Origin of the sequence: Halopseudomonas pachastrellae (assembly GCF_900114765.1) — a bacterium.
Lineage (GTDB): Bacteria > Pseudomonadota > Gammaproteobacteria > Pseudomonadales > Pseudomonadaceae > Halopseudomonas > Halopseudomonas pachastrellae.
The window spans coordinates 110,379-132,951 of the sequence record NZ_FOUD01000002.1 but is presented as its reverse complement, the minus strand read 5'-3'; the positions used below and the strand labels follow the sequence as shown (position 1 = coordinate 132,951).

Genomic DNA, 22,573 nt, shown 5'->3' with positions numbered 1-22,573 from the left:
GCTTGGGACGCGGCAGGCGTCGAGCGCGCAGGAAAAACCGCCATTATAGCGGTCGCGGGGCGGGGAGGCCCAGCCCGCTGAGGGTTATTTCAGCTGTTCGCGTACCAGTTGCTGCAACTTGCCCTGCATGCGCTTGCGCAGCTCGTCTTCGATGGTCGGCAGCAGGTCGTCGATGACCTCCTGCAGCAGCAGTTGTGCCTCGGCCTGAAGGCGTGCTTCCAGCCGTGCTTCACGTGCTGAGCTGGGCACTGCGGAGAAGGGGCTCTGCTGGGCCATGATCTGGTCCAGCTGCATGCGCTCTTCAGCCAGTTTGGCCAGGGAAGCGTAGGGCAAAAACGGATTGGGTGATCTGTTGGCCATGCCGCTGGTCAGCGGTGGGGCGGGGTGCTCGACGGCGCTCAAGGGCGGCTCGTCAGGGTTGAGGATAACGTCCTGCAGCAGGGGAATGTCGAGCTGGCCGTCGTCGCCGATCTCCGGCTCGGGATGCTCATCAAGCAGGGTGCGGATGGATTCCAGGTCCTCCAGCAGTCGTGAAGGCTCCGAGGGGTCGCGCTGCTTCATGGGTCATCCCGCTGTCCGTATTTGATGGGAATGTAGAGGATAGCCCCGCTCCCGGTAGAAACGGAAGCGCTCACGCGCCGGCAGACGCACACCATCGTGTTCCACCACGATTTCTGCCAGTCGCTGAAAGCGGCTGAAAAAACTCGGCGTCTGGTCCGACAGGTTGATCAGCAGGTCAGCGTGGGTACCCGGCTGCTCGCCATTGCCGCAACTTACCGCCTCCTCCGGCCCCTCGCCCAAAATGACATGGGGCACAAAGGCATCACGGCGGAACGACCACAAGAGCGCGTCCAGCTCCTGACACATCTGTTCAGAGGCGCAGTGCAGGTACACACGGTGGCCCTTCTGCCAGGCCTTGTGCGCGAGCCGACAGGCATACGCCAGCCGCGTCTGCGGCTGGTCACTGGAAAGCAGGTAAAAATCGATGCGGGTCATGGGGGTAGCTTCAAGCTTCAAGCCGCAAGCTGCAAGTTAAAACCATCGCACCGGTCAGGCTTGAGGCTTGTCGCTTGCAGCTTGTGGCTGCTTGATCAGGCCTTGGCCTGATCAAGCAGGTATTGCATCAGCAGCGGCACCGGGCGGCCGGTGGCGCCTTTGTCCTTGCCGCCGCTGATCCAGGCGGTGCCGGCGATATCCAGGTGTGCCCAGGGATAGGCCTTGGTGTAGCGCGACAGGAAGCAGCCGGCAGTGATGGTGCCGGCCTTGGGGCCACCGATATTGGCCATGTCGGCGAACGGGCTGTCGAGCTGCTCCTGATACTCCTCGAACAGCGGCAGTTGCCAGGCGCGATCACCGGCGCGGGTGCCGGCGTCCAGCAGTTGACCGATCAGTTCGTCGTTATTGCCCATCAGGCCGGAGGCATTGCTGCCAAGGGCGACGATGCAGGCACCGGTCAGGGTGGCGATGTCGACCACGCTGGCCGGTTTGAAGCGTTCGGCGTAGGTCAGCGCATCGCACAGCACCAGACGGCCTTCGGCGTCGGTGTTGAGGATTTCGATGGTCTGGCCGGACATGCTGGTGACGATATCGCCGGGGCGGGTCGCGGTGCCGCTGGGCATGTTCTCGGCCGAGGCAATCAGGCCCACCAGGTTGATCGGCAGCTCCAGGCTGACCGCCGCTTTGAGAACACCGAAGACGGTGGCCGCACCGCACATGTCGTACTTCATTTCGTCCATGGTGGCCGCCGGCTTGATGCTGATGCCGCCGGTGTCAAAGGTAATGCCCTTGCCGACCAGCACGTGCGGTTTGTCCTTGGCTTTGCCGCCGTTGTAGCTGATGCGGATCAGCTTGGCCGGTTCGACGCTGCCGGCGCTGACGGCCAGCAGGGCGCCCATGCCGAGTGCTTTCATGGCTTTCTCGTCGAGCACTTCGACTTCCAGCCCTTTGTGCGCCTTGGCCAGTGCCTTGGCCTGGTTGGCAAGGTAGGTTGGTGTGCAGACGTTGCCGGGCAGGTTGCCCAGGTCACGGGTCAGGGCCATGCCTTCGCTGATGGCGTTGCCTTCGGCAATGGCGCGCTTTAGCGCGGCGGCGTCAGCCTTGTCGGCGCTCCACAGGGAGAGCTTCTTCAGTTTGGGTTTGTCGGCCTTTTTGCTCTTGAACTGATCAAAGGTGTAGAGCACGTCGTGGCAGGCTTCGACCAGCAGACGTGTCTGGCTGGCCAGGTCGCGACTCTTCACTGTGCCAGACAGCGCGAACACCGCATCGCCAGCCGGGCCTGCCTTGATGGTTCTCAGCGCCTGTTGCGCCAGTTTGCGCCAGGCGCGGTCACTCAGGGGCTCGTCCTTGCCGCTACCGAGCAGCAGAACACGTTGGGCGGCAACACCGGGCAGGGCAAACAGGGCCAGGCTGCTGCCGCTCTTGCCGGAGAGGTCACCGTTCTTCAGAGCGGTTGCCAGCTGGCCGCCGCTGGCCTTGTCCAGATCGGCGGCCGGGCCGGTCAGGGTCTTGCCTTCGCTGACGGTGACGACCAGCCAGCCGCATTTGATGGTTTCCAGTGCGCCGTGCTTAACGTTGAACTCCATGGTGCTCCCCAAGACAAATCGAGATGATTGACTGATAATACGGGCAAATTCCCGCGGGTGTCTGTCGGGCTGCTGCTGGCAGACATGTCTGCCAGCATTCTGGCCTATTCGCGCCGGCCCTTAAAGACCCCGGAGCCAAGGACCTGTTTCGTGATTGTTTTCCGTTATCTCAGCCGCGAAGTGCTGTGGACGCTGACTGCGGTCAGCGGTGTGCTGCTGCTGATCATCATGAGTGGCCGCTTTATCAAATACCTGGCGCAGGCCGCTGCTGGTCAGCTGGACGCGTCGGTACTCTTTGTCATCATGGCCTACCGGCTGCCGGGGTTCATGGTGCTGATTCTGCCGCTGGGGCTGTTTCTCGGCATTTTGCTGGCCTACGGGCGGCTGTATCTCGACAGCGAGATGACGGTGCTGTCGGCAACCGGCATGAGCGACCGCAAGTTGATCGCTTACACCCAGGGGCCGGCGCTGCTGATTGCTCTGCTGGTGGCGCTTTTGAGCTTTTGGGTGGCACCGGGTGGCGTGTTGAAAACCCAGCAGCTGCTGAACCAGCAGGATGCGCTGACCGAGTTTGACACCCTGGCTGCCGGGCGCTTTCAGGCGCTGGGCAGTGGTCAGCGGGTGACCTACGCCGGTGGCCTGTCTGAAGACCGCACCGAGTTGCAGGACGTGTTTATTACCGAACGCCGTGGCGACGGCGAAGATGCCGTGCTGGGCGTGTTGGTGGCTGAATCCGGTACCCAGGAGCTGAACCCGGACGGCAGCCGTTATCTGGTGCTGAATCAGGGTTTCCGCTACGAGGGCCAGCCTGGCTCGCCGGCCTTCAGAACCATTTCTTACGACACCTACGGTGTGCTGTTGCCCAAGCCGGAAGTGCAGACCGAGGTCAGCGATCGCGAGGCTATGTCGACCACTCAGCTGCTGAGTGAGCGCGGGCTGGATGAGCGCGCCGAGCTGCAGTGGCGCATCGCGATTCCGCTGCTGGTGCCGATTGTTGCCTTCTTTGCCGTGCCGCTGGCGCGAGTCAATCCGCGTCAGGGGCGCTTTCTCAAGCTGCTGCCGGCCATTTTGCTGTACATGGCCTATCTGGCGCTGCTGATCAGTGCGCGCGGCTGGATTGAGTCGGGCAAACTGCCGCCAGCGCTGGGGCTGTGGTGGGTGCACGGGCTGTTCCTGCTGATTGGTGTGGTACTCAATCGCGACGCGCTGTTTGCGCCGCGTCAGGCCAAGGGAGGTCAGCATGCGGCGGCTTGATCGACACATTGGCAGTGCGGTGCTGCTGGGGATTCTGGCGGTGCTGGCGGTGATCCTGGGCCTGGATCTGCTGTTCTCCTATATCAACGAGCTGGACGATGTCGACGGCGGCTATGGCCCAGCGCAGGCGCTGGTCTACACGCTGTTGTCCCTGCCGGGGCGCGTGCACGAGCTGCTGCCGCTGGCTGCGCTGGTCGGTTGTCTGGTTGGGCTGGGCACGCTGGCCAGTAACTCCGAACTGACCATCATGCGCGCCTCGGGCGTGTCCATCGCGCGGATCACGCTGGCGGTCATGAAGCCCTTGTTGCTGTTGATGGTGCTGGGCGTTGCGATTGGCGAGTACGTCGCGCCCTATACCGCCAACCTGGCGGAAAGCCGCAAGGCGATTGCCGAGGGCAGCGACGAGGCATTGAAGTCCAAGGGCTTGTGGCACCGCGAGGGTAATGACTTTCTGCATATCAATGCGGTGCAGCCTAATGGTGTGCTCTACGGTATTACCCGCTACCGCTTTGATGACCAGCGGCGCCTGCTGGAAGCCAGCTTTGCCAGCCGCGCAGCCGTGCAGCAGGACGATTGGCTGATGGAGGATGTGCGCTCGACGCATTTTGCCGATACCGGCGAAAGCTCGGTGACCGTCAATCTGCAGGAGCGCTGGGACGTGCACCTGTCACCGGAGCTGCTGCAGGTGGTGCTGCTGGAGGCCGATGCGCTGCCGTTAACGGGTATCTGGCGCTATCAGAAGTACCTGGCAGAGCAGGGCCTGAACAACCAGAGTTACTGGCTGGCCTTCTGGAAAAAGCTCTTCCAGCCGCTGGCTACCGCCGTGCTGGTGTTTGTGGCGGTGTCCTTTATCTTTGGCCCGCTGCGCTCGGTCACCATGGGGCAGCGACTGTTCACCGGGGTGCTGGTCGGCTTTGTGTTCCAGATTGTTCAGGATCTGCTGGGCCCGTCCAGTCTGGTGTTTGGCTTTTCGCCGTTGATCGCGGTGCTGCTGCCCATTGGTCTGTTGCTGGCGCTGGGCGCCTGGCTGATGCGTCGCGCCGGCTGATAAGGCTTTTTGCCAGCATTTTCCGTTTGAAGGGGTGACCCGTCGCCCCTGCTAGGGCATGCTTGCCTTGCTGATGTTCGACAGGTAAGCAGGATTGCTCCGTCCGATGCTCAAGGAAACACCGCCCTTCAGCGTGCTGTCCGCCGGCCTGGCGATAGCGCTGCTGTTGTTCTTTCTGGCCCTGCAGGTGGCCTCTGACCAGCCTTGGCTGGGGTTCAGCGCTGAGCGCTCGGCCGAGGGTGTGCGTGTTGTTCGTATCGACAGTGATGGGCCGGCCGCAGGCTTGCTGCACGAAGGTGAGCTGCTGCTGGCGGTGCGCAGCGGTGCCGGCTCACTGGTGCTGGAATCCTGGGATGCCGTGGCCGAACCGGATGACGCCCGCGAGTACGCCGTCTATAACCGCTTCTTTGAGCGTCATGCCCAGCTCTGGGCCATCCTGCATGGCGACGGTCTGCAATTGCAGATACAGACGCCGTCTGCCGACGCTGCTGCACCCTCCGTCACCCGCTGGGTTGACCTGCAGCCCGAGGCCCAGCGGGGCCTGACTCAATTGCCGTTGTTGTTCTGGTATCAGGTGGGCTGCGGCCTTGCCGTGCTGCTGATGGGCGTGGCCGCCTGGGCGTTTGTGCAGACCGAGCGGGGCCCTTTGCTTTATGCGCTGGCGGGGCTGGCCATTGCGGTGGCAATTATCGCCAGCGCCGTCTACACCACACGGGAGCTGACGCTGGCACCAGACTGGTTCCTGCTGCTCTCGCGAGCCAATCAGGCCGGCGCGATGCTGTTCGCCGGCACCGGTACGGCCCTGTTCTGGTATTACCCGTTGCCGTTGGGGCGCTTCCCGATCGAGCGCGTGATGGTGCCGGTGGTGCTGGCCACGCTCGCCGGCAACTGGCTGCAGTGGTTCCCCGATCTGGATATGGCGGTGCGCTATCCGTTGCTGGCGTGGTTTGCGGTGGACATTCTGTTCGCCTGTATCCAGTGGCGCTGGACCCGTTATGAGCCGGTGGCGCGCGCGCGGCTGAAGTGGCTGCTGGCCGCCTGGTTTGCCGGTGCCTTCGGTTACCTGTTGCTGGTCATCTTTCCGCAGGTGATCGGTTATCCCTCGGTTGCCCACCAAACCCATGCCTGGGCCTTTTTTGTACTGACCTACCTGGGCATTGCCCTGGGCATCGTGCGCTACAGGTTGTTCGACCTGGATCGCTGGATTCTGCTGGCTTGGTTCTGGTTTGCCTTCGGCGTGCTGTTCATCGTACTGGACGCCTTTCTGATTTTGCTGCTGGACCTGGAAACCAGCATGGGCCTGCTGGTCTCGCTGGCGGTGGTCGGCTGGGTGTATTTGCCGATTCGCCAGGGCTTTTTGCTCTGGCTGGCGCCTGACAACCCGCGTGGCGCTCTGCATCAGCGCCTGCCGCGCATCCTGCAGCAGGCGTTCGAGTATCAGCGGCCGATCCCGGCGCAGTGGTGCAAGGCGCTGCAGGAGATATATGACCCGCTGCGCATCGAACAGACCGACGAGGTGGTCAGACAGCCAGAAATCCGGGACAACGGCTTGCGTCTTGCTGTGCCGGCGGTCGACGAGGGGCCGGCGCAGGTGCTCAGTTACGCCGCCGGCGGGCGGCGCCTGTTTGATCGCAAGGACCTGGATTTCTGTCAGCAGGCATTGACCCTGTTCAGCTATGCCCAGCAGTACCACCATTCCTATCAAACCGGGGTGATCAGCGAGCGCCAGCGGGTCGCGCGTGACCTGCATGACGATGTCGGTGCGCGTCTGCTCTCTGTGGTTTATCGGGCGCAGGGCAGTGACGAGCTGCAGCAACTGGCACGTGACTGTCTGCGCGAGTTGCGCGAGGTGATTCAGGGGTTGCAGAAGGGCGCGGTGCAACTGCAGCAAAGCTATGCGCGATGGCAGGCCGAGGCGCGTGAGCGTTGTCGTCTGTTTGGTCTTGCGCTAGACATGCAGCTGGACCCGGCGGCGCGCAGCTGGCTGTTGAGCCCGCGTATCGAGCGTAACCTGTCGCGCATCCTGCGTGAGGCCTGTTCCAACACCTTCAAGCACGGAGCGGCTTCAAGGGTGCATGTGCGCCTCAGGCTGGCCGACGAGCGCCTGATTCTGGAGTACCAGGACGATGGTGGTGGTTTGCTGGCTGATCGCCTGGAGGGTGACGGGGTTGGTTTAAGTGGTATGCGACAACGCAGTGAAGAGCTCGGAGGGGAGATCGTCTGGTGGAGTCCGCTGGAGGGCGGGCTGGCCATGCGCTGTGAGATTCCGTTGGGAGGCGGACAGCAGACATGAAAAACATAGTGATTCTGGAAGACCTCAAGGATGCCCAGCGCTGGCTGGCCGATGCAGCGCGTCGGGCCTGGCCGGACGCGGAAGTTCAGTTCTACAGCACGTTGCGCAGTGCCTGCCAGGCGCTGGATGAGCGAGCGCCGCAGCTGTGCCTGGTTGACCTGCAATTGCCGGACGGCTCAGGAGTGGACTTTATTCGCCAATGTCGCCAGCAGCACCCGGATGCGCAGCTGGTGGTCGCCACCATGTACGACGACGATATGCACCTGTTTCCTGCGCTGCAGGCGGGGGCCAACGGCTACCTGCTGAAGGAAGACCCGCAGGAGCAGATTGCCAGTGCGCTGCTGGGGATCGTCAAGGGCGTGCCGCCGTTATCACCGCAGATTGCTCAGCGCATGCTGGGCTACTTTCAGCAGGCGCCGCAGGGCGCTGCACCCGAGCTGCACCGTCGCGGGTTACCCGAGGTGGACAATGTCGAGCGCCTGAGTGCGCGTGAGCAGGAGTTTTTGCTGGTGATCGGCAATGGCTACAAGACGGCGGAAGCGGCAGACATGCTGGGCGTGAGTTATCACACGGCCGCCAAGCACATCAAGAATATCTACGCCAAGCTGGGCATCAGCAGCCGTGCCCAGGCGGTGCAGGAAGCCATCCGTATGGGGCTGATCAACTAAGGAAGCACTGATTAATTCCACACGCACTCTGCGAGTGCTCAAGCGTGTAGATGCAAGGCGCGACGTGCAGCCAATAATGGTTCTATTGGCAAGCAGCGAAACGCAGTCAGATGCATGCTTGAGCGCTCGCCCTGCGGGGCGCTCAGTCCGGGCCGCACTCTGCGTTGTGATTTCTCGACAGGTCCAGACATGCCTTCGAAACCACGCCTTGATTGCAGCCCGGCCGGATGCGGCCCAGACTGAACGCCAGAGAGCATGCGGAATTAATCAGTGCTTCCCTAACGGTATGCCAGTCGCTGTGGCTGCTTTACTCGCCTGTGCGCCGGGGGATATGTGTTGGCAGGGCGTGAGGGCTATTGACGCTCGCCCAATAGCAAAGCGCCCGGCAGGGTGCCGGGCGCTCTGGGTCGTGCGAGGGCGCGATTACTCGTCGCAGTTCGTACACACCCCGATCATCATGCCGCTGAAGTCGCCACCGTCGGAGTTCTCGCCGCTGGCGCCGAGCACGATCAGGCGCTCGCCTTCCTGGACGTAACCGTCGGCGGTGAACGTCAGTTGGCCACCGTCGTTGTTGTCCTGCACCGCTTGCAGCTGCAGAGTGCCCTCATCGAAGTCCGTATCGAACGCCAGGTTGAACTGCTCATTGAGGCTGGAGTCGCTGAAGCCGGACTCTGTCACCTGCTGCCAGTGCCAGGCGGCGCTCATTTCAGCGTTGCCCTCGGCGTCAAAGCGCAGGCTTCCAGCGCTCAGACGGGTTGGCTCGACCAGGCCTGTTTCGGCGTACATGCCGATCGCCATCAAGCGATATTCGCGGTTGGCCAGATTGTTGGTGCTAGCGGTTTTGACGGCCAACAGCATCTGGCGGAAGTGTTGCTCCCCATCGTTTTCTTCGATCGCGCCGTCGAGCACTTCGGTGGCTTCAACGCCCAGCAGCAGGGTGCGGCCATCCGGTGACGCGTATCCTTCCAGCTCGTCATCCAGCACCAGCTTGCCGTCGCTGGCTACGCTGAGCGGGAAGCTTCCACTTTCGCCGACATTCGGGTCATCCCAATCCCATCCCTCATCGCCCTGACAGGCCTGGTAGTTGAAGCGATCGAACTCATATCTTCTTTTCTGCGGATAAATCTCCAGGTTGCGGCGACCCTGCTCGCAGTAATTGCCCTGTGCGCCATCGATTTCCAGCAGGTTGTTGTAGACGTAGATATCCAAATCGCTGTCGCCGGCTTCAAACAACAGCTCGACAACGCCGTATTTACCGTCAACCGTGGGCATCTGGCTGGCACGTCGCAGCATCACGTCCAAGGTGTGGTTAAGCACCTGGAGTTGCGGGGTGTTGGTGTCATCGCGCACCTCTCGGGTGTAGAACTGGGAGCCAACCATGACATCCAGCGGGGAGTTGGCCGGACCGGCTGCGGTGAAACGGGTGGCGCCGCTGTATTCGCGGTCGGTACAGGCAGCGGTTTGCGTCTCGCAATCTTCTACGTCACCACTGTCCTTTTCGTAGTCCTCGAGGTCTTCGCTTTCAGCAAACAGGATGCCGCGGGCATCGGCCCTGAAGCTGCCGCTATCGTCCTCATCGTCGATCCATGCCTGGGACGATGCGCCGCTGTAAGCGCCCAGGCCAACGACGATTTCCATTTCCTTGAAGGTGCCGGCCGGTACGCTGAACGTGCCGGTGTCGCCGGTGATATCCAGCTCAATCGCGCTGCTCCGGTTGCCGCCAAGCAGAATGCCCGCGCCACGGTCAGCGTAACCGCCAACGGTCACGCTCTCGCTGTAGTAGCCGCCGGATGCCTGGTTGGCAGCGCTGCTGTCGAGCGCAGGGGCGGCCTTGTCCTCGAACTGTTGTTCTATTGCTGCCGACAGCTTGGCGCCGACCTGCTCCAGCAACTGTTCGGTGCTGGCGCTGCTGTTGATGGCCTGCTCCAGCTCGGCTTGCACCACCGGGTCGTTGGCCATTTCCAGCACGATCTCAATAATCTGGTCGACCTCCTCCAGGCTCAGCTCGTCGAACTGGGCGGTACGGCTGGCAATCTGCTGGGTGACAAAGGTCGTCAGCGGGTTGGCGAACAGGTCGCTGCGCGTGGTCGGCGTGGTGTAGCTGATGCCGGCCGGCAGCGGGATTTCGATATAGCTGTTGATGCGCGAGCCGAAGGGCAACTCAAGTATGTAGCCGCTGCCATCGCTGTCGGCTTCGGCAGTGAATTCGTCTTCGCCCAGCTCGACGAGGCTGCCGTCGGCGTTGATGGTGATGACGCGGAAAGTCGCAGGGTCCAGGTCATCGAACGTGTCTGCCAGCGCCGGGGTGATCAGAAAGTCCAGCAGAGCCTGGGCAATCCGCTCCTGGGCGGTGGTGGGTAGCGCGGTGGTGGTAGCCGGTGTGCCGACCGTCAGGCTGTAGCGAGTCGTTGCCGCGCCGCCGGCACTGTCGCCACCACCTCCGCCGCCACCGCCTCCCAGACAGGCAGTTAGCGTCATGGTGGAAGAGATTGCGAGGGCCAGTGGCCATTTTCTTGGAGTATGCATGCAGGTAGTCCCTTGATGTGCGTGGTAGCCCAAGGGATTCTGGATGGCCTGTTGACGCGGGTCGTACCCTGAAAAGGGTACTGGCTGAGGCAGTACCCTGTTTTGGGTATGGGGTGGTCAGTCCTTAAAGGTGCCTTTTGGCAGGGTGACCAGCTGGGTGCCGGAGGCAATGTCGTGCCAGGTGCGCGCCTGGCGATCCCACAGCTGCCAGAAAAAGCCCAGCCCGGCGCACAGCCAGGAGGCCTGCGCGACGGCCAGACGAATCAGCGCCTGGCGTCCGGTTATGGTTCGCCCGTCAGGCTGCTGCAGGCGAATACGCCACGCCTGCATGCCGAGGGACTGGCCTTTCTTGGTCCAGAACCAGGTGTAGAAGGCAAGCATTACCAGCAGGAGGATCAGAGTTAGTGAAGGATTTCCTACGAAAGCTTGATCCTCTGCCTGAGCATGGGCGGTTGGCTCTCCGTAGATGAAAATGTGCACGCCCAGGTACGCCAGAGTCGTAACCATCCAGGCGGCTATTAACAGGAACAGGTCATAGCTGGCCGCAAACAGGCGACGGAAGATGCCGGTAGGAGGGAAGTCCCCGATCGGTTGCAGCTGTTTGACGGCCACCGCTTCAGCCCCGACGACGGGTGAGCGGGGTGCCGGCAAAGCTCACCTTGGCCAGGCCGCCCTGCATCAGCGCGCGGATGTTGCCGTGATCACTGCCCTCTGGCGTTGCCAGTACCGAGCGGTAGTGTTCGGCAAAGCACTGCAGCGCCTGCTCATCACTCAACCCTAGGTCCAGCGACATTGCCAGCACCTTGCACGAGCCCTGATTCTGCTCGGCGCTGTTATGCACCGGGCCGTTGTCAAAGGCGGTGGGCTGGTGCTGGTAGTGGGCGTCAATAAACTCCAGAGTGTCGGCAAACAGATGCTGCGGGGTGCCCAGGCGGGCGATGAACTGCTCGGGGGTCATGCGTTGTCCTGTTTCTGTGCCTTATCAAAGGCGGCTTGCTGCTGCGGGGTGGCTTCGGTCTGATATTTTGCCTTCCACTCGGCGTAGGGCATGCCGTAGACCGCTTCGCGGGCTTCATCCATGCTCAGCTCGATGTCCATGTCGTCGGCGGCTGCCTTGTACCATTTGGACAGGCAGTTGCGGCAAAAGCCGGCGAGGGTCATCAGGTCGATGTTCTGCACATCCTTGCGGTTGCGCAGGTGGCTGACAAGGTTGCGGAAGGCGGCTGCTTCCAGTTCGAGACGCTCCTGCTTGGTCATGATCGGCTTTCCTTCATGCGTCTGTTGCGGGGCATGGCGCGCAGCTGCTGCGCGCCGACTCTGAGCGCAAGGATAATTGGCTGCCGGGTATTGTCAATCAGCCTCAGTTGCGCGCGGCGCTGAGAGTGATGGAAACCGACTCGGCAAAGCGCAGGGCATGGGGCTTGTCGACCTCTACCTCGGCGTAGCAGACCTGGGTGTGCTGCATGACGATGTCGAGCAACTCCTGGGTCAGTCGCTCCAGTAGGGCAAAGCGATTTTCTTCGACATGGCGAATCATCGCTTTGGTGATGGTGCGGTAGTTCAGCGCCTGCTCAATCTGGTTGACGCTCACCGCGTCGTCCGCCGGGTAAAGAATGGTGGCGTTGATCAGGATGTCCTGCTGGTTGAGGATTTCCTCTTCCTTGATGCCGATGTAGGTGCGCAGGCGCAGGTCTTTGATACGGATGCGCGCCAAACCTGGAGCGAGCTGGCTCATGGTCAGTTGCTCCGGCTGATCAGTTGCAGGAATTCCTGGCGGGTGTTGACCGACTCACGGAAGGCGCCAAGCATCACCGAGCTGTGCATGGAGGAATTCTGCTTCTCGACGCCGCGCATCATCATGCACATGTGCTTGGCTTCGATCACCACAGCTACCCCGGCAGCGTTGGTGACCTGCTGAATCGCCTCGGCGATCTGGCGGGTGAGGTTTTCCTGGATCTGCAGGCGACGGGCAAACATGTCGACGATGCGCGCCACCTTGGACAGGCCGATGACCTTGCCGGTCGGAATGTAGGCAACGTGCGCCTTGCCGATAAACGGCAGCATGTGGTGCTCACAGAGGGAGTACAGCTCGATGTCCTTGACGATCACCATCTCGTCATTGTCGGAGTCGAACAGTGCGCCGTTGACGATCTCTTCCAGTGACTGGGTGTAGCCGCGGCAGAGAAACTGCATGGCTTTGGCGGCGCGTTCCGGTGTGCCCTTGAGGCCGTCGCGCTGCGGCTGCTCACCCAGGTTGGTGAGAATCTCGCGGTAGTTGTTGGTGAGGTTTTCCAGGCTCATGGCAGTATCTCGTCGGCTTACTTGAGGTGCCGGCCGCCGTTCAATGGCAGGCAGCTTCCGGTGATATAGGGGTTGTCCATCAGGTAGCGAATGGACTGGTAGACGACTTCCGGTCCGGGCTCCATGCCCAGCACGGACTTGGCTAGCGCGCGGCGGCGGTAGTCGGCATCGTCCTCGGGGTTAAACATGATCAGCGCAGGTGCAATGGCGTTGACCTTGATCTGTGGTGCCAGGCGCGCGGCGAAGGAGCGCGACAGCGCCTCCAGGCCGGCCTTGCTGGCGCAGTAGCCAACGTGCTTGGCGCTGCCCTTGCGGGTGACATCATCGGTGAGGTGGATGATGTCGGCCGGCGCGTCGGCGGGGAAGAGCTCATGGCATTGCTGGTTAATCAGGTAGGGCGCCTGCATGTGCACCATGAACATCTGCTGCAGGGCATCGGCGCCGCTGCTGTCGTCCAGCCAGAGCGAGGCGTTGTGAATGATCGCGCGCAGCCTGGGTGCACGGCTTTTCAGTTCGTCGATGAACTGCTCAATGCCTTCGACGGTCGAAAAATCGGCCAGCATCGGTTCGATGCCTGGCGCAAGCGGCTGTTGCTGCCATTCGTCGCGCAGGTGACGGCAGGTAATGAGTACCTGAAAACCATCTGCGGCCAGGCGCTCGGCACAGTACAATCCGACGCGCTGTGCACCGCCGGTGATGACGATGGTGGTGTCGCTCCGGTTGCTGTGCGATGTGCCTTGACTGACTGCCTGCATGCTGTGTGTCGCTGAAATATCGTCGGTTGTGAATAAAAAGGGCGCAATGGTAGCACGCCGAGCGTCGGCCGCTGTGACCACTAATGTATAACATTGTTGTACACTGTACAGGTTTTTAGTGTTGGCTACGGCCTGCTATGGATCCAGATCATGAACCAGACTCCTGAAGCGGCGCGTCAGACGCTGTACCCTATTCGCGAGGTATCGCGCCTGACCGGCGTGAACCCGATCACCCTGCGCGCCTGGGAGCGGCGTTATGGTTTGCTGGTCCCGCACCGTACCGACGGCGGACATCGGCTGTACTCGTTGCAGGACATTGAGCGTGTGCGCAGTGTTACCCAGTGGATTGCGCGCGGTGTCCCAGTCAGCAAGGTGGCGGGGATCCTGGATCGGGAAGATGTGGACGAGGCCCAGGCGCCGCTGGATGACGGCGCTTTCTCACGCTACGACGTCTGGCAGCAACGTCTGGATCAGGCGCTGTTGCAAGGCGACCCGTTGCTGCTGGATCGGCTCTACGCGCAGCTGATGACAGAGGTGCCGCTGGTGACGGCCCTGGTCTCTGTGCTGCGGCCACTGCACCGTCGTCAGAGTGGCGGGTCGGCATCCGCGTCGCTGCTCGACAGTTTCCTGCGAGGGCGCCTGGCGCAACGAGCAGGGTATCTGGAGCCGGGGCACGTGACCTTGCTGCTGATCAACCTGCAGGGGCGTGAGGCCGAGCTGGATATGCTGATGGTGGCCGTGTTGCTGCGCGAGATCGGCGTCAACCTGCTGATGCTCGGTGACGCGCCTGATGTGGGCAGCTTGTTGCCGCTGGTCGAGCACAGCACCACAGCGGCGGTAGTGCTGTTCAGCGATCAGACGCTGGACCGTCGCCTGCTGACCCAGTCCCTGCCGCGCCTGAACCAGGGTGTAGCGTGCCCGGTCGCCATGGCCGGCAGTTGCTGCGCGCTGCAGGACGAGGAGCTTGCTGCGCTGGGAGTTTCTCGACTTGGCGAGGTCGGCCAGGCCCTGATGGATCGGGCTCGTCAGCTGCTGGCGGGGCGCTTTGACGCTTGAGCGTTAGGTGCCAGGGTCTGAGCGTTGCGCAGCTCGGTCAGCTCTTCTTCCAATGCCAGCGCCCGCTGGCGCGCTTCTACCTCGGCAGTGACATCCTTTTGAATGCCAATGAAGTACGTCAGCTGGTCAGCGTCGTTGAGTACCGGGGTGACTGACAGTTCGTTCCAGAACAGGCTGCCGTCCTTGCGGTAGTTGCGCAGGGTTACCCGGCACGGCTGGTGCGCCTTGATGGCGTCGCGCAGTTGCTGAAGGGCTTCCTGGTCGCGGTCGTCAGCCTGCAGAAAACGGCAGTCCTGGTAGAGGATTTCATCGGCGCAGTAGCCGGTCAGGGCCTCGAATGCCGGGTTGACGTAAATGAGGATGTTGTCGTCGCCTTCCTGTTCGGCGACTACGATGCCGTCGTTGGATGCGTTGACGACGAGTTGCAGCAGCTTGGCGTTGATCATTCGACACCCGCGTAATGGATTCTGGCCACATTCTATAGCAGCCCCGCTCACTGTCCAGCAATCAGGCGACCTTGCCCCCGGCATTGCGGCATAATGGCCGGCCAGTTAAATGACAGTTTGGGGGGAAGCATGCATCTGGTGATCATCAGTGGGTCGGTGTTTGGTACGGCAGATCTGGTTGCAGACGAGGCGCAAGCCTTGTGTCAGGCAGCGGGTTTGCAGGTTAGGCGCCTGCGTCCGCTGGAACTCGACGCGCTGCTGGCCCTGGCGCCAGAGGCGCTGCTGGTGTGCTGCTCGACCACCGGTATGGGCGAGCTGCCGGATAGTCTGGCGCCGCTGTTTCACACCATGCGCGATCGCTTCCCGCTGTTTACCGGCGTGCCCTTTGGGGTGATCGCGCTGGGCGACTCTGCCTACGGTGACACCTTCTGCCAGGGCGGCGAACAGATGCGCGAGTTGCTGCTGGAGTTGCAGGGGCGTGAGGCGCAACCGATGCTGCGTCTGGATGCCAGCGAGACAGTGACGCCAGACACCGACGCCGAGCCCTGGGTGCAGGCGTTTATTACCGCCCTGCGCGGCTGACCCTCGCCACGTCAGCTGTCGCGCGGTAGCGGGGCGCCGCTGGCCAGCTGGGTCAGGGCGTCCTCATCGAGCAGTAGAATTTGCCCGTACTGAATCTGCAGCCAGCCGAGTGCCTCGAGCTGTTTCAGCAGTTTGTTGATGCTCTGGCGGGAGCTGTTGAGCATCTGCCCGAGTGACTCCTGCGATAGCTGGACACAGGGGCGACGACCATCGTCGTCGGTCTGACCGTAGTTGTGTGCATGCATCAGCAGGCGCTTGGCCAGGCGTGAGGACAGGGGTAGCAAGGCGCTGTCTTCGAGCATGGCAAAGGAGATGCGAATACGCCGGCACAACAGACGCATGAACAGCGGGTAGAGCTCGGGACGGCGTTCCAGCATCTGGTGAAAGCCGGTACGCGGAATCATCAGCAGCTCGGTCGGCCCGCTGGCCACGGTATCGTGCGAGCGCGGCAGACCATCAAAGAGTGAAATTTCACCGAACCAGCTGCCGGGGCTGAGGATCGCCAGGACCGCCTCGCGCCCATCCTGGCCGATATTGCTGATGCGGGCGCTGCCGCTGATAACACCGTACAAGCCGTCTGGCTGGTCGTCCTTGGCGTACACAAACTCGCCATCTTGCAGTGAGCGCACGCGGCCCAGTGCCAGCAGCTCATCGAGCACGTCCTGTGGCAGCTCACCGAACCAGCGGTTCTTCTGCAGCAGCTTGGCCAACATCGGGCTGTTGCCCATCTCGGACACTGTAATTTGTTTGACAGTCCGCTTTGCCGTCACGGTCTAGACTCCCCTCATACCGAACGCTCCACAGTATGCCGCAGCACAGTGGGGATGTCCTGTAGCGTTAGCGGTCCCACCGGGCCAAATACATTATTCCAACAATAGAGGGTTACCCCGATGAACGCAGTGCACTCGCTGTCCGAGATCAGCCTGAAGAACAAGGTTAGTGCCGAAGAGTGGAAAGTCCGCGTCGAGCTGGCCGCATCCTACCGCCTGATCGCCATGTACGGCTGGGATGATCTGGTCTTTACCCATATCTCTGCCAAGATTCCGGGTACCGAGCACTTCCTGATCAACCCCTATGGCCTGATGTTCGAAGAAGTAACCGCGTCCAACCTGGTCAAGATCGACCTGCAGGGCAACAAGGTTGAAGAGTCTCCCTACGACGTCAACCCGGCTGGCTTCACCATCCACAGCGCGATTCACGAAGTGCGTCACGACGCCAACTGCGTCATGCATACGCACACCGCCGCTGGTATTGCGGTATCCACCCAGAAAGAAGGCATTCTGCCGATCTCCCAGCAGTCCATCTTCGTCCTCAGCAGCCTGGCCTACCACGACTACGAAGGCGTCGCGCTGAACGAAGAAGAGAAGCCGCGCCTGCAGGCGGATCTGGGCCGCGCCAACAACCTGGTGCTGCGCAACCACGGTCTGCTGACCTGTGGTAAATCCGTAGCAGACGCCTTCCTGACCATGTACACGCTGCAGCGCTGCTGTGAAATCCAGGTGCGTGCACAGGCCCAGAACGCAGAGCTGATCCCGATTCCGCAGGCGGTGCTGGACGGTGCGGCCGCCTCCATGAAGAAGGCAACCAACGGCGCCGGCGCCGGCATCGCTTGGCCGGCGCTGCTGCGCAAGCTGGACCGGGTAAACCCGGGCTACGACGCCTGAGGCGTGGCGCTTAACGGTATTTCCCTGGACGACTGGCTCGCCCAGGGAAGGATGTTCCGTTACCGCGGTCATCAGATCCGCTGGTGGGAAGCAGGGGCGGGTGAGCCGCTCCTGCTGATCCACGGCTTCCCGTCCGGGTCATGGGACTGGCACTACCTCTGGGACGCGCTGGCCAAGCGCTACCGGGTGATAGCGCTGGACATGATCGGCTTTGCCTTCTCTGAAAAGCCGCGCGGCTACCCCTATGACCTGATTGATCAGGCAGACCTGCAGCAGGCGCTGATGGCGCACCTGCAGATCGCTGACTATCACGTGCTGGCGCACGATTACGGCGACAGCGTTGCGCAGGAGCTGCTGGCGCGACATGAGGGCGGCGCGGGCTTTTTGCGCTCGATGTGCTTCCTCAATGGCGGGCTGTTTCCGGAAACCCATCATCCGGTGCTGCTGCAAAAGCTGTTGATGAGCCCGATCGGGTCGCTGATTGGCAGACTCTACAACCGCGAGCGAATGGCACGCACCTTCGGCAATATCTTCGGCCCGCAGACGCAACCGGATGAGCACGAGCTTGATGCCTTCTGGCGCATGATCGAGTTCAATCAGGGGCCCAGGATCATGTACCTGCTGATTCGTTACATGGCCGATCGTCGCGTGCACCGTGACCGTTGGGTAGCGGCTATGCAGGCGACGCGCTTGCCCTTGCGGGTGATTGATGGCGCGGTGGACCCGGTGTCTGGCGCACACATGGTGGAGCGCTACCGCCAGTTGATCCCTGATCCGGACACGGTGTTGTTGCCGCATATCGGCCATTACCCGCAGGTGGAGGCGCCGGAGCTGGTGCTGGAGCACTACCTGGCTTTTCGCGAGCAGCGGGTGGACCAACCGGCTGAAACAACAACCCCGGCTTGAGCCGGGGTTGTTGTTTATTGACTGCTCAGGCCTGCTCGTCGCGCAGGAACACCAGCTGGTTCTCGCTGCTGCTGGCGGCGTCAAAGCGATAACCGTCCAGATTGAAATCCTTCAGGCCTTCCGGGTCCTGCAGCCGTTCCTTGATCACGTAGCGCGCCATCAGGCCACGGGCCTTCTTGGCGTAGAAGCTGATGATCTTGTACTGCCCGTTTTTCTGATCCTTGAACACGGTATCAATAACGCGTGCGTTCAGGGCCTTGGGTTTGACCGCGCCGAAGTATTCCTGCGAGGCGAGGTTGAGCAGTACCTGATCGCCCTGGGCTTCCAGGTCTTCATTCAACCACTGGCTGATGCGCTCGCCCCAGAAGGTGTACAGATCCTTGCCGCGCGGGTTGGCCAGCTTGGTGCCCATTTCCAGCCGGTAGGGCTGCATCAGGTCCAGCGGGCGCAGCAGGCCGTACAGGCCCGACAGCATGCGCAGGTGCTGCTGGGCAAAGGCAAAGTCATCAGTGCTGAAGTCTTCGGCATTGAGGCCGGTGTACACATCGCCCTTGAACGCCAGCAGCGCCTGTTTGGCGTTCTGCGGCGTGCTCTCACGCTCCCAGCTGCCGTAGCGCGCCACGTTGAGGCTGGCCAGCTTGTCCGACAGCGACATCAGCTTGGCGATATCCTGTGGCGACTTTTCACGCAGCACCTCGATCAGCTCAACGCTGTGCTCGACAAAGCGCGGTTGCGTGCTCTGCTCGATCACCGGTGGGGTGTCGTAATCAAGGGTCTTGGCGGGGGAAATCACCATCAGCATGGGCGTACTCCTGTCAGCGTGGAGCGCGCATTATGACGGAAAGTGACGGCGCGATGGGTAATGGGTTGTATAGAGAGGGGCTATCGGTGCAAAGCTGGCGCTTTGGGCTGGAGGCTCGAAGGTAGAAGCTTGAAGTAGTCCGGGGGGCTTCCGAAGTTGGGCTTTTGGTCGTACTCCGCAGTTATGGCTTGACGAGCATGTAGCTGCCCCAATCTGATTGCGCTTCCAGCTTCCAGCTTCCAGCTTCCAGCTTCCAGCTTCCAGCTTCCAGCTTCCAGCTTCCAGCCCGCCCCGGCCGGTGGCCGGGGCGTTCCGGTCAGAGGTGTGTTTCTGCGTATTCAGCCAGTGCTGAGCGCGGTACGCCCTGCAGGTGGATGTGTACGCCGTGGGGAAAGTCTTTGAAGCATTCGGTCAGATAGGTCAGGCCTGAGCTGGTGGCGTTGAGGTACGGGGTATCGATCTGCGCCAGGTTGCCCAGGCAGATCACCTTGGAGCCGTTGCCGGCACGGGTAATGATGGTCTTGATCTGGTGCGGGGTCAGGTTCTGGCTTTCATCGATCAGGATGAAGCTCTGCTGGAAGCTGCGGCCGCGGATGTAGTTCAGGGATTTGAACTGCAGCGGCACGCGGTCGAGGATGTATTCCACGCTGCCGTGGGTGCTCTCGTCGTCCATGTGCAGGGCTTCAAGGTTATCGGTGATCGCGCCGAGCCAGGGCTCCATCTTCTCCTTTTCGGTACCGGGCAAAAAGCCAATGTCCTCGTCCAGCCCCTGGGTGCTGCGGGTGGCGATGATGCGGCGGTAGGTTTTGGTGACCATGGTCTGCTCAATGGCGGCCGCCAGCGCCAGAATGGTCTTGCCCGAGCCGGCGGCGCCGGTGAGGTTGACCAGATGGATGTCCGGGTCCATCAGGGCGTACATCGCCAGTGCCTGGAAGATGTCGCGTGGGCGCAGCCCCCAGCACTCCTGATGCAGCATCGGCTCCTGGTGCAGGTCGCGGATCGTCAGCTTGTCGCCTTCGATAGCTTTGACCCAGCCGATAAAGCCCTGGTCATCAATGATGAAGTCGTTGAGGTGCAGCGCCGGCAGGTTGTCGGTCAGTTGCACTTCGTGCACGGTCTGGCCGGTCAACTGGCGGGTTTCGACCTTGGCGACGCGATCCCAGAACGAGCCTTCGATTTCATGGTAACCACGGGCCAGCAGGGAAATGTCATCCAGCAACTGGTCGGTGTGGTAGTCCTCAGCATCGATACCGCAGGCGCGTGCCTTCAGGCGCATGTTGATGTCCTTGGACACCAGCACGATACGGCCGTCGGGGTAGCGTGACTGCAGTTGGCAAAGCTGGTTGATAATCTTGTTGTCGTTGAGGTCGTTGGGCAGGCAGTGGGCGGGGATGGGGGCTTTGTCCATGAGGATGGCGAGGGTGCCGTTGGGGCCAAGCTTGCCACGCTCGATGGGGACGCCTTGTTCTACCTGGTCGGGTGGTGCGTCACCGAGGGTCTTGTCGATCAGCCGAATGGCCTGACGACAGTCTGCTGCGGTGCTGGATTTGCCGGATTTTAGCTTGTCGAGTTCTTCCAGAACGGTCATCGGGATGATGACGTGGTGCTCTTCGAAGTTGAGCAGGGCGTTGGGGTCGTGAATCAGGACGTTGGTATCAAGAACGTAGAAGGTGTGCTCGGTCGGTCCGCACGCTTCCATATGCTGTACCTCGCAGTGCCGGTGACGCGACTGTATCAGGCAGCATTGGCTGCGCCTGGCAGTCCACTGGGCCGGCTCGCAGCACCGTCGGGTATCAAGGGATCACCCTGCAGCGTGGGCCGGTTGTTCGACGTATAACGTAAAGAGAATGACTTTCACAAGCGTGGAAAACGCATGTGATAAAAAAAGCCTGAAATTGACCAAAGGGGCTGGGCAGGGGGTAAAAGGGCGCGATATAGTCATTGGCCCGGTCACTGAAAAGTGGCCGCTTTTTTTGGCCGAATGGTCAGCTTTCTGGCTGGCAGTGGCCGCTATGCGGATATGCGCAGGGACGCGACATGTCGCGTCCGCAAGGGGGCTGCGGACACAGCATGCTGTGTCCCTACGGCTGTGTCCTTACACGTGCTCCGGTTCAGTGACGACCTTGCGGGCGTCCACCGCCGCGGCGGCTGTTGCTGCCAGCGGAGCGGCGGCGGGCGGCAGCGGCGGCTGCGGCCTGTTCGGCTTCATTGGCGTCGGTGGCGGCCTTTTCCTCGGCGCTTTGCTGGCGCTTCGGCACCGGCTTGAGGAAGCGCTCCTCCGGCGGGATGCACTCAAGTTTGCTGCCTAGCAGCTCCTCGATCGGCGGTACCTGGAAGGCGTCGTCTTCACCAGCCAGGCTGATGGACGTGCCCTTGGCGCCGGCGCGGCCGGTACGGCCGATACGGTGCACGTAGTCTTCCGGGTCTTCCGGCAGGGTGTAATTGACCACGTGGCTGATGCCGTCGATATGGATGCCACGCCCGGCGACATCGGTGGCGACCAGCACCTGCAGCTTGCCGCTCTTGAAGTTCTCCAGGGTGCGTACGCGCTTTTGCTGGGGTACGTCGCCGGACAATTGCGCGGCGTTGATGCCGTCGCGCATCAGGCGTTCCTGCACGCGGCGTACTTCGTCCTTGCGGTTGGCAAACACCATCACGCGGTCCAGCTCCAGCTGGGTAACCAGGTTGTAGAGGACCTTGTACTTGTCGGCGCTGCTGACGGCGTAGACCTTCTGGGTAACGTTCTCGGAGGCCGGGCGCTCGGGCTCGATCTCGACTACGGCCGGATTCTCTGTCCATTGGCGCGCCAGGTTCATGACGTCGTCGCTGAAGGTGGCGGAGAACAGCAGCGTCTGGCGGTCGCCCTTGCGCGGGGTCTGGCGGATGATCTGACGCACCTGCGGGATAAAGCCCATATCGAGCATGCGGTCGGCTTCGTCCAGTACCAGTACTTCCAGCAGGTCCAGGTGCACCTCGCCACGGTTGCAGAAGTCCAGCAGGCGGCCCGGGGTGGCGACCAGAATATCGCAATAGCGTTGTTCGAGCTGCTTGAGCTGCTTGTCCAGATCCATGCCGCCGACAAAGGTCATGACGTTCAGCGGGCAATGCTTGGTGAGGCCTTCGGCGTCACTGGCGATCTGCATCACCAGTTCACGCGTGGGCGCGATAATCAGCGCGCGGGGCTCGCTCATGAAACGCTCATCCGGCGGTGGTGTTTCCAGCAGCTGGGTGATGGTCGAGACCAAGAAGGCGGCCGTCTTGCCGGTGCCGGTCTGGGCGCGGCCGATGGCGTCGTGGCCGCGCAGGGTGCTGCCCAGCACGGCAGCCTGAATCGGCGTGCAGTAGCTGAAGCCCTGATCCTGAATGGCGCGCATCAGGCTGTCTGGCAGCGGAAAGTCGTGAAAGCGGCTCTTGCCTTCGGCGGCGGGCACCTGAAAGTCGTTGATGCTCCATGGCTTGGCTGGCGCCGGCTTGGGTTTGGCCGGTCGCTGGCGCTCTGCCTGGCGCGGCTTGCGGGCTTGTGAGGGTGCGTTGTCCGGCTTTGCCGCGGCGGTGGCGGGGGCCTGACGGGGTGTCTGCTCGACCGGCTTCTGGGCCGGTTCTTCTGGTTTGCTGATCAGCTTTTTCAGCGCTTTGAGCACAGGCATGTCTCGACTACATGGAAATTGAAGATCAGGCAGTGTAATGCAA

General features: G+C 61.9%; 23 protein-coding genes. 8 read left to right on the top strand and 15 right to left on the bottom strand.

Annotation, left to right across the window (positions count from 1 at the left end; genetic code table 11):
- Positions 1-84 precede the first annotated feature (84 nt).
- From BM116_RS02335 to BM116_RS02325, 3 genes are all read right to left on the bottom strand, one after another.
- Positions 85-561 carry a hypothetical protein gene (locus BM116_RS02335; protein WP_083726206.1) on the bottom strand — a complete coding sequence of 159 codons (477 nt, stop codon included), beginning with the start codon at positions 559-561 and terminating at the stop codon, positions 85-87.
- A gap of 3 nt (positions 562-564) precedes the next feature.
- Complete coding sequence (locus tag BM116_RS02330; protein ID WP_083726208.1) at positions 565-996, bottom strand: DNA polymerase III subunit chi; 432 nt, start codon at positions 994-996, stop codon at positions 565-567.
- Between the two features lie 95 nt (positions 997-1,091).
- Positions 1,092-2,582 carry a leucyl aminopeptidase gene (locus BM116_RS02325; RefSeq protein ID WP_083726210.1) on the bottom strand — a complete coding sequence of 497 codons (1,491 nt, stop codon included), beginning with the start codon at positions 2,580-2,582 and terminating at the stop codon, positions 1,092-1,094.
- Between the two features lie 150 nt (positions 2,583-2,732).
- Here BM116_RS02325 and lptF point away from each other — a divergent pair, with 150 nt between their 5' ends.
- From lptF to BM116_RS02305, 4 genes are all read left to right on the top strand, one after another.
- Positions 2,733-3,836 (top strand): LPS export ABC transporter permease LptF, encoded by a 1,104-nt coding sequence (gene lptF, locus BM116_RS02320; RefSeq protein WP_083726212.1) that lies wholly within the window; start codon positions 2,733-2,735, stop codon positions 3,834-3,836.
- Positions 3,823-4,884: an LPS export ABC transporter permease LptG gene (gene lptG / locus BM116_RS02315; RefSeq protein WP_083726214.1), complete on the top strand. Its 1,062-nt coding sequence runs from the start codon at positions 3,823-3,825 to the stop codon at positions 4,882-4,884. The genes lptF and lptG overlap by 14 nt, the downstream gene beginning before the upstream one ends.
- 106 nt (positions 4,885-4,990) lie before the next feature.
- Positions 4,991-7,177: a sensor histidine kinase gene (locus BM116_RS02310; RefSeq protein ID WP_083726216.1), complete on the top strand. Its 2,187-nt coding sequence runs from the start codon at positions 4,991-4,993 to the stop codon at positions 7,175-7,177.
- Positions 7,174-7,845, top strand: coding sequence for a response regulator transcription factor (locus BM116_RS02305; protein ID WP_083726218.1), 672 nt, complete (start codon positions 7,174-7,176; stop codon positions 7,843-7,845). Before BM116_RS02310 ends, BM116_RS02305 begins: the two co-directional genes overlap by 4 nt.
- A gap of 423 nt (positions 7,846-8,268) precedes the next feature.
- On the opposite strand, the gene BM116_RS02300 is transcribed toward BM116_RS02305, so the two are convergent.
- The 7 genes from BM116_RS02300 to folM all read right to left on the bottom strand — a co-directional run bounded on the left by BM116_RS02300 (position 8,269) and on the right by folM (position 13,427).
- Positions 8,269-10,371: a hypothetical protein gene (locus tag BM116_RS02300; protein ID WP_139057009.1), complete on the bottom strand. Its 2,103-nt coding sequence runs from the start codon at positions 10,369-10,371 to the stop codon at positions 8,269-8,271.
- Between the two features lie 117 nt (positions 10,372-10,488).
- Positions 10,489-10,983, bottom strand: coding sequence for an RDD family protein (locus BM116_RS02295; protein WP_083728471.1), 495 nt, complete (start codon positions 10,981-10,983; stop codon positions 10,489-10,491).
- A gap of 4 nt (positions 10,984-10,987) precedes the next feature.
- On the bottom strand, positions 10,988-11,329 hold the full coding sequence (locus tag BM116_RS02290) for a HopJ type III effector protein (protein ID WP_083728470.1): 342 nt from the start codon (positions 11,327-11,329) through the stop codon (positions 10,988-10,990).
- The gene (locus BM116_RS02285; protein WP_083728469.1) at positions 11,326-11,628 is read right to left on the bottom strand and encodes a DUF1244 domain-containing protein; all 303 of its coding nucleotides are present in this window, start codon (positions 11,626-11,628) and stop codon (positions 11,326-11,328) included. The genes BM116_RS02290 and BM116_RS02285 overlap by 4 nt, the downstream gene beginning before the upstream one ends.
- A 103-nt stretch (positions 11,629-11,731) precedes the next feature.
- Positions 11,732-12,106 (bottom strand): dihydroneopterin triphosphate 2'-epimerase, encoded by a 375-nt coding sequence (gene folX, locus BM116_RS02280; protein ID WP_083728468.1) that lies wholly within the window; start codon positions 12,104-12,106, stop codon positions 11,732-11,734.
- Positions 12,107-12,108: 2 nt separating this feature from the next.
- Entirely contained in the window at positions 12,109-12,672 is a 564-nt protein-coding gene (gene folE / locus BM116_RS02275) for a GTP cyclohydrolase I FolE (protein WP_090474955.1), read from the bottom strand.
- Positions 12,673-12,689: 17 nt separating this feature from the next.
- On the bottom strand, positions 12,690-13,427 hold the full coding sequence (gene folM, locus BM116_RS02270; protein WP_083728466.1) for a dihydromonapterin reductase: 738 nt from the start codon (positions 13,425-13,427) through the stop codon (positions 12,690-12,692).
- 150 nt (positions 13,428-13,577) lie between these two features.
- Here folM and BM116_RS02265 point away from each other — a divergent pair, with 150 nt between their 5' ends.
- Positions 13,578-14,483 carry a MerR family transcriptional regulator gene (locus BM116_RS02265; RefSeq protein WP_083728465.1) on the top strand — a complete coding sequence of 302 codons (906 nt, stop codon included), beginning with the start codon at positions 13,578-13,580 and terminating at the stop codon, positions 14,481-14,483.
- Here BM116_RS02265 and BM116_RS02260 read toward each other — a convergent pair.
- Complete coding sequence (locus BM116_RS02260) at positions 14,453-14,929, bottom strand: PAS domain-containing protein (protein WP_083728464.1); 477 nt, start codon at positions 14,927-14,929, stop codon at positions 14,453-14,455. The genes BM116_RS02265 and BM116_RS02260 overlap by 31 nt on opposite strands.
- 129 nt (positions 14,930-15,058) lie before the next feature.
- On the opposite strand from BM116_RS02260, the gene BM116_RS02255 reads away from it, so the two are divergent.
- Positions 15,059-15,511: a flavodoxin gene (locus tag BM116_RS02255; RefSeq protein WP_083728463.1), complete on the top strand. Its 453-nt coding sequence runs from the start codon at positions 15,059-15,061 to the stop codon at positions 15,509-15,511.
- Between the two features lie 11 nt (positions 15,512-15,522).
- Here BM116_RS02255 and BM116_RS02250 read toward each other — a convergent pair whose 3' ends face one another.
- Positions 15,523-16,239, bottom strand: coding sequence for a Crp/Fnr family transcriptional regulator (locus tag BM116_RS02250; protein ID WP_083728462.1), 717 nt, complete (start codon positions 16,237-16,239; stop codon positions 15,523-15,525).
- Positions 16,240-16,401: 162 nt separating this feature from the next.
- Between BM116_RS02250 and BM116_RS02245 the strand changes: the two genes are divergently transcribed.
- Entirely contained in the window at positions 16,402-17,175 is a 774-nt protein-coding gene (locus BM116_RS02245; RefSeq protein WP_083728461.1) for a class II aldolase/adducin family protein, read from the top strand.
- Positions 17,176-17,226: 51 nt separating this feature from the next.
- On the top strand, positions 17,227-18,081 hold the full coding sequence (locus tag BM116_RS02240; protein ID WP_083728460.1) for an alpha/beta fold hydrolase: 855 nt from the start codon (positions 17,227-17,229) through the stop codon (positions 18,079-18,081).
- A 25-nt stretch (positions 18,082-18,106) separates the two neighbouring features.
- On the opposite strand, the gene yaaA is transcribed toward BM116_RS02240, so the two are convergent.
- The 3 genes from yaaA to rhlB form a co-directional block, all read right to left on the bottom strand.
- A complete protein-coding gene (gene yaaA, locus BM116_RS02235; protein WP_083728459.1) occupies positions 18,107-18,883 on the bottom strand; it encodes a peroxide stress protein YaaA in 777 nt (258 codons plus the stop codon).
- 316 nt (positions 18,884-19,199) lie between these two features.
- Complete coding sequence (locus BM116_RS02230) at positions 19,200-20,582, bottom strand: PhoH family protein (protein WP_083728458.1); 1,383 nt, start codon at positions 20,580-20,582, stop codon at positions 19,200-19,202.
- Positions 20,583-20,994: 412 nt separating this feature from the next.
- Positions 20,995-22,524, bottom strand: coding sequence for an ATP-dependent RNA helicase RhlB (rhlB, locus tag BM116_RS02225; RefSeq protein WP_235846675.1), 1,530 nt, complete (start codon positions 22,522-22,524; stop codon positions 20,995-20,997).
- Positions 22,525-22,573 lie beyond the last annotated feature (49 nt).

Bases quoted from the DNA above. Each gene is read 5' to 3' on its own strand.
- lptG (WP_083726214.1), top strand. From the start codon at position 3,823: ATGCGGCGGCTTGATCGACACATTGGCAGTGCGGTGCTGCTGGGGATT.
- BM116_RS02330 (WP_083726208.1), bottom strand. From the start codon at position 996: ATGACCCGCATCGATTTTTACCTGCTTTCCAGTGACCAGCCGCAGACG.
- yaaA (WP_083728459.1), bottom strand. From the start codon at position 18,883: ATGCTGATGGTGATTTCCCCCGCCAAGACCCTTGATTACGACACCCCA.
- folX (WP_083728468.1), bottom strand. From the start codon at position 12,106: ATGAGCCAGCTCGCTCCAGGTTTGGCGCGCATCCGTATCAAAGACCTG.
- BM116_RS02300 (WP_139057009.1), bottom strand. From the start codon at position 10,371: ATGCATACTCCAAGAAAATGGCCACTGGCCCTCGCAATCTCTTCCACC.
- BM116_RS02240 (WP_083728460.1), top strand. From the start codon at position 17,227: ATGTTCCGTTACCGCGGTCATCAGATCCGCTGGTGGGAAGCAGGGGCG.
- BM116_RS02285 (WP_083728469.1), bottom strand. From the start codon at position 11,628: ATGACCAAGCAGGAGCGTCTCGAACTGGAAGCAGCCGCCTTCCGCAAC.
- folE (WP_090474955.1), bottom strand. From the start codon at position 12,672: ATGAGCCTGGAAAACCTCACCAACAACTACCGCGAGATTCTCACCAAC.
- BM116_RS02290 (WP_083728470.1), bottom strand. From the start codon at position 11,329: ATGACCCCCGAGCAGTTCATCGCCCGCCTGGGCACCCCGCAGCATCTG.
- BM116_RS02255 (WP_083728463.1), top strand. From the start codon at position 15,059: ATGCATCTGGTGATCATCAGTGGGTCGGTGTTTGGTACGGCAGATCTG.
- BM116_RS02335 (WP_083726206.1), bottom strand. From the start codon at position 561: ATGAAGCAGCGCGACCCCTCGGAGCCTTCACGACTGCTGGAGGACCTG.
- folM (WP_083728466.1), bottom strand. From the start codon at position 13,427: ATGCAGGCAGTCAGTCAAGGCACATCGCACAGCAACCGGAGCGACACC.
- BM116_RS02260 (WP_083728464.1), bottom strand. From the start codon at position 14,929: ATGATCAACGCCAAGCTGCTGCAACTCGTCGTCAACGCATCCAACGAC.
- BM116_RS02325 (WP_083726210.1), bottom strand. From the start codon at position 2,582: ATGGAGTTCAACGTTAAGCACGGCGCACTGGAAACCATCAAATGCGGC.
- BM116_RS02230 (WP_083728458.1), bottom strand. From the start codon at position 20,582: ATGGAAGCGTGCGGACCGACCGAGCACACCTTCTACGTTCTTGATACC.
- BM116_RS02250 (WP_083728462.1), bottom strand. From the start codon at position 16,239: ATGGGCAACAGCCCGATGTTGGCCAAGCTGCTGCAGAAGAACCGCTGG.
- BM116_RS02245 (WP_083728461.1), top strand. From the start codon at position 16,402: ATGAACGCAGTGCACTCGCTGTCCGAGATCAGCCTGAAGAACAAGGTT.
- BM116_RS02310 (WP_083726216.1), top strand. From the start codon at position 4,991: ATGCTCAAGGAAACACCGCCCTTCAGCGTGCTGTCCGCCGGCCTGGCG.
- BM116_RS02305 (WP_083726218.1), top strand. From the start codon at position 7,174: ATGAAAAACATAGTGATTCTGGAAGACCTCAAGGATGCCCAGCGCTGG.
- BM116_RS02265 (WP_083728465.1), top strand. From the start codon at position 13,578: ATGAACCAGACTCCTGAAGCGGCGCGTCAGACGCTGTACCCTATTCGC.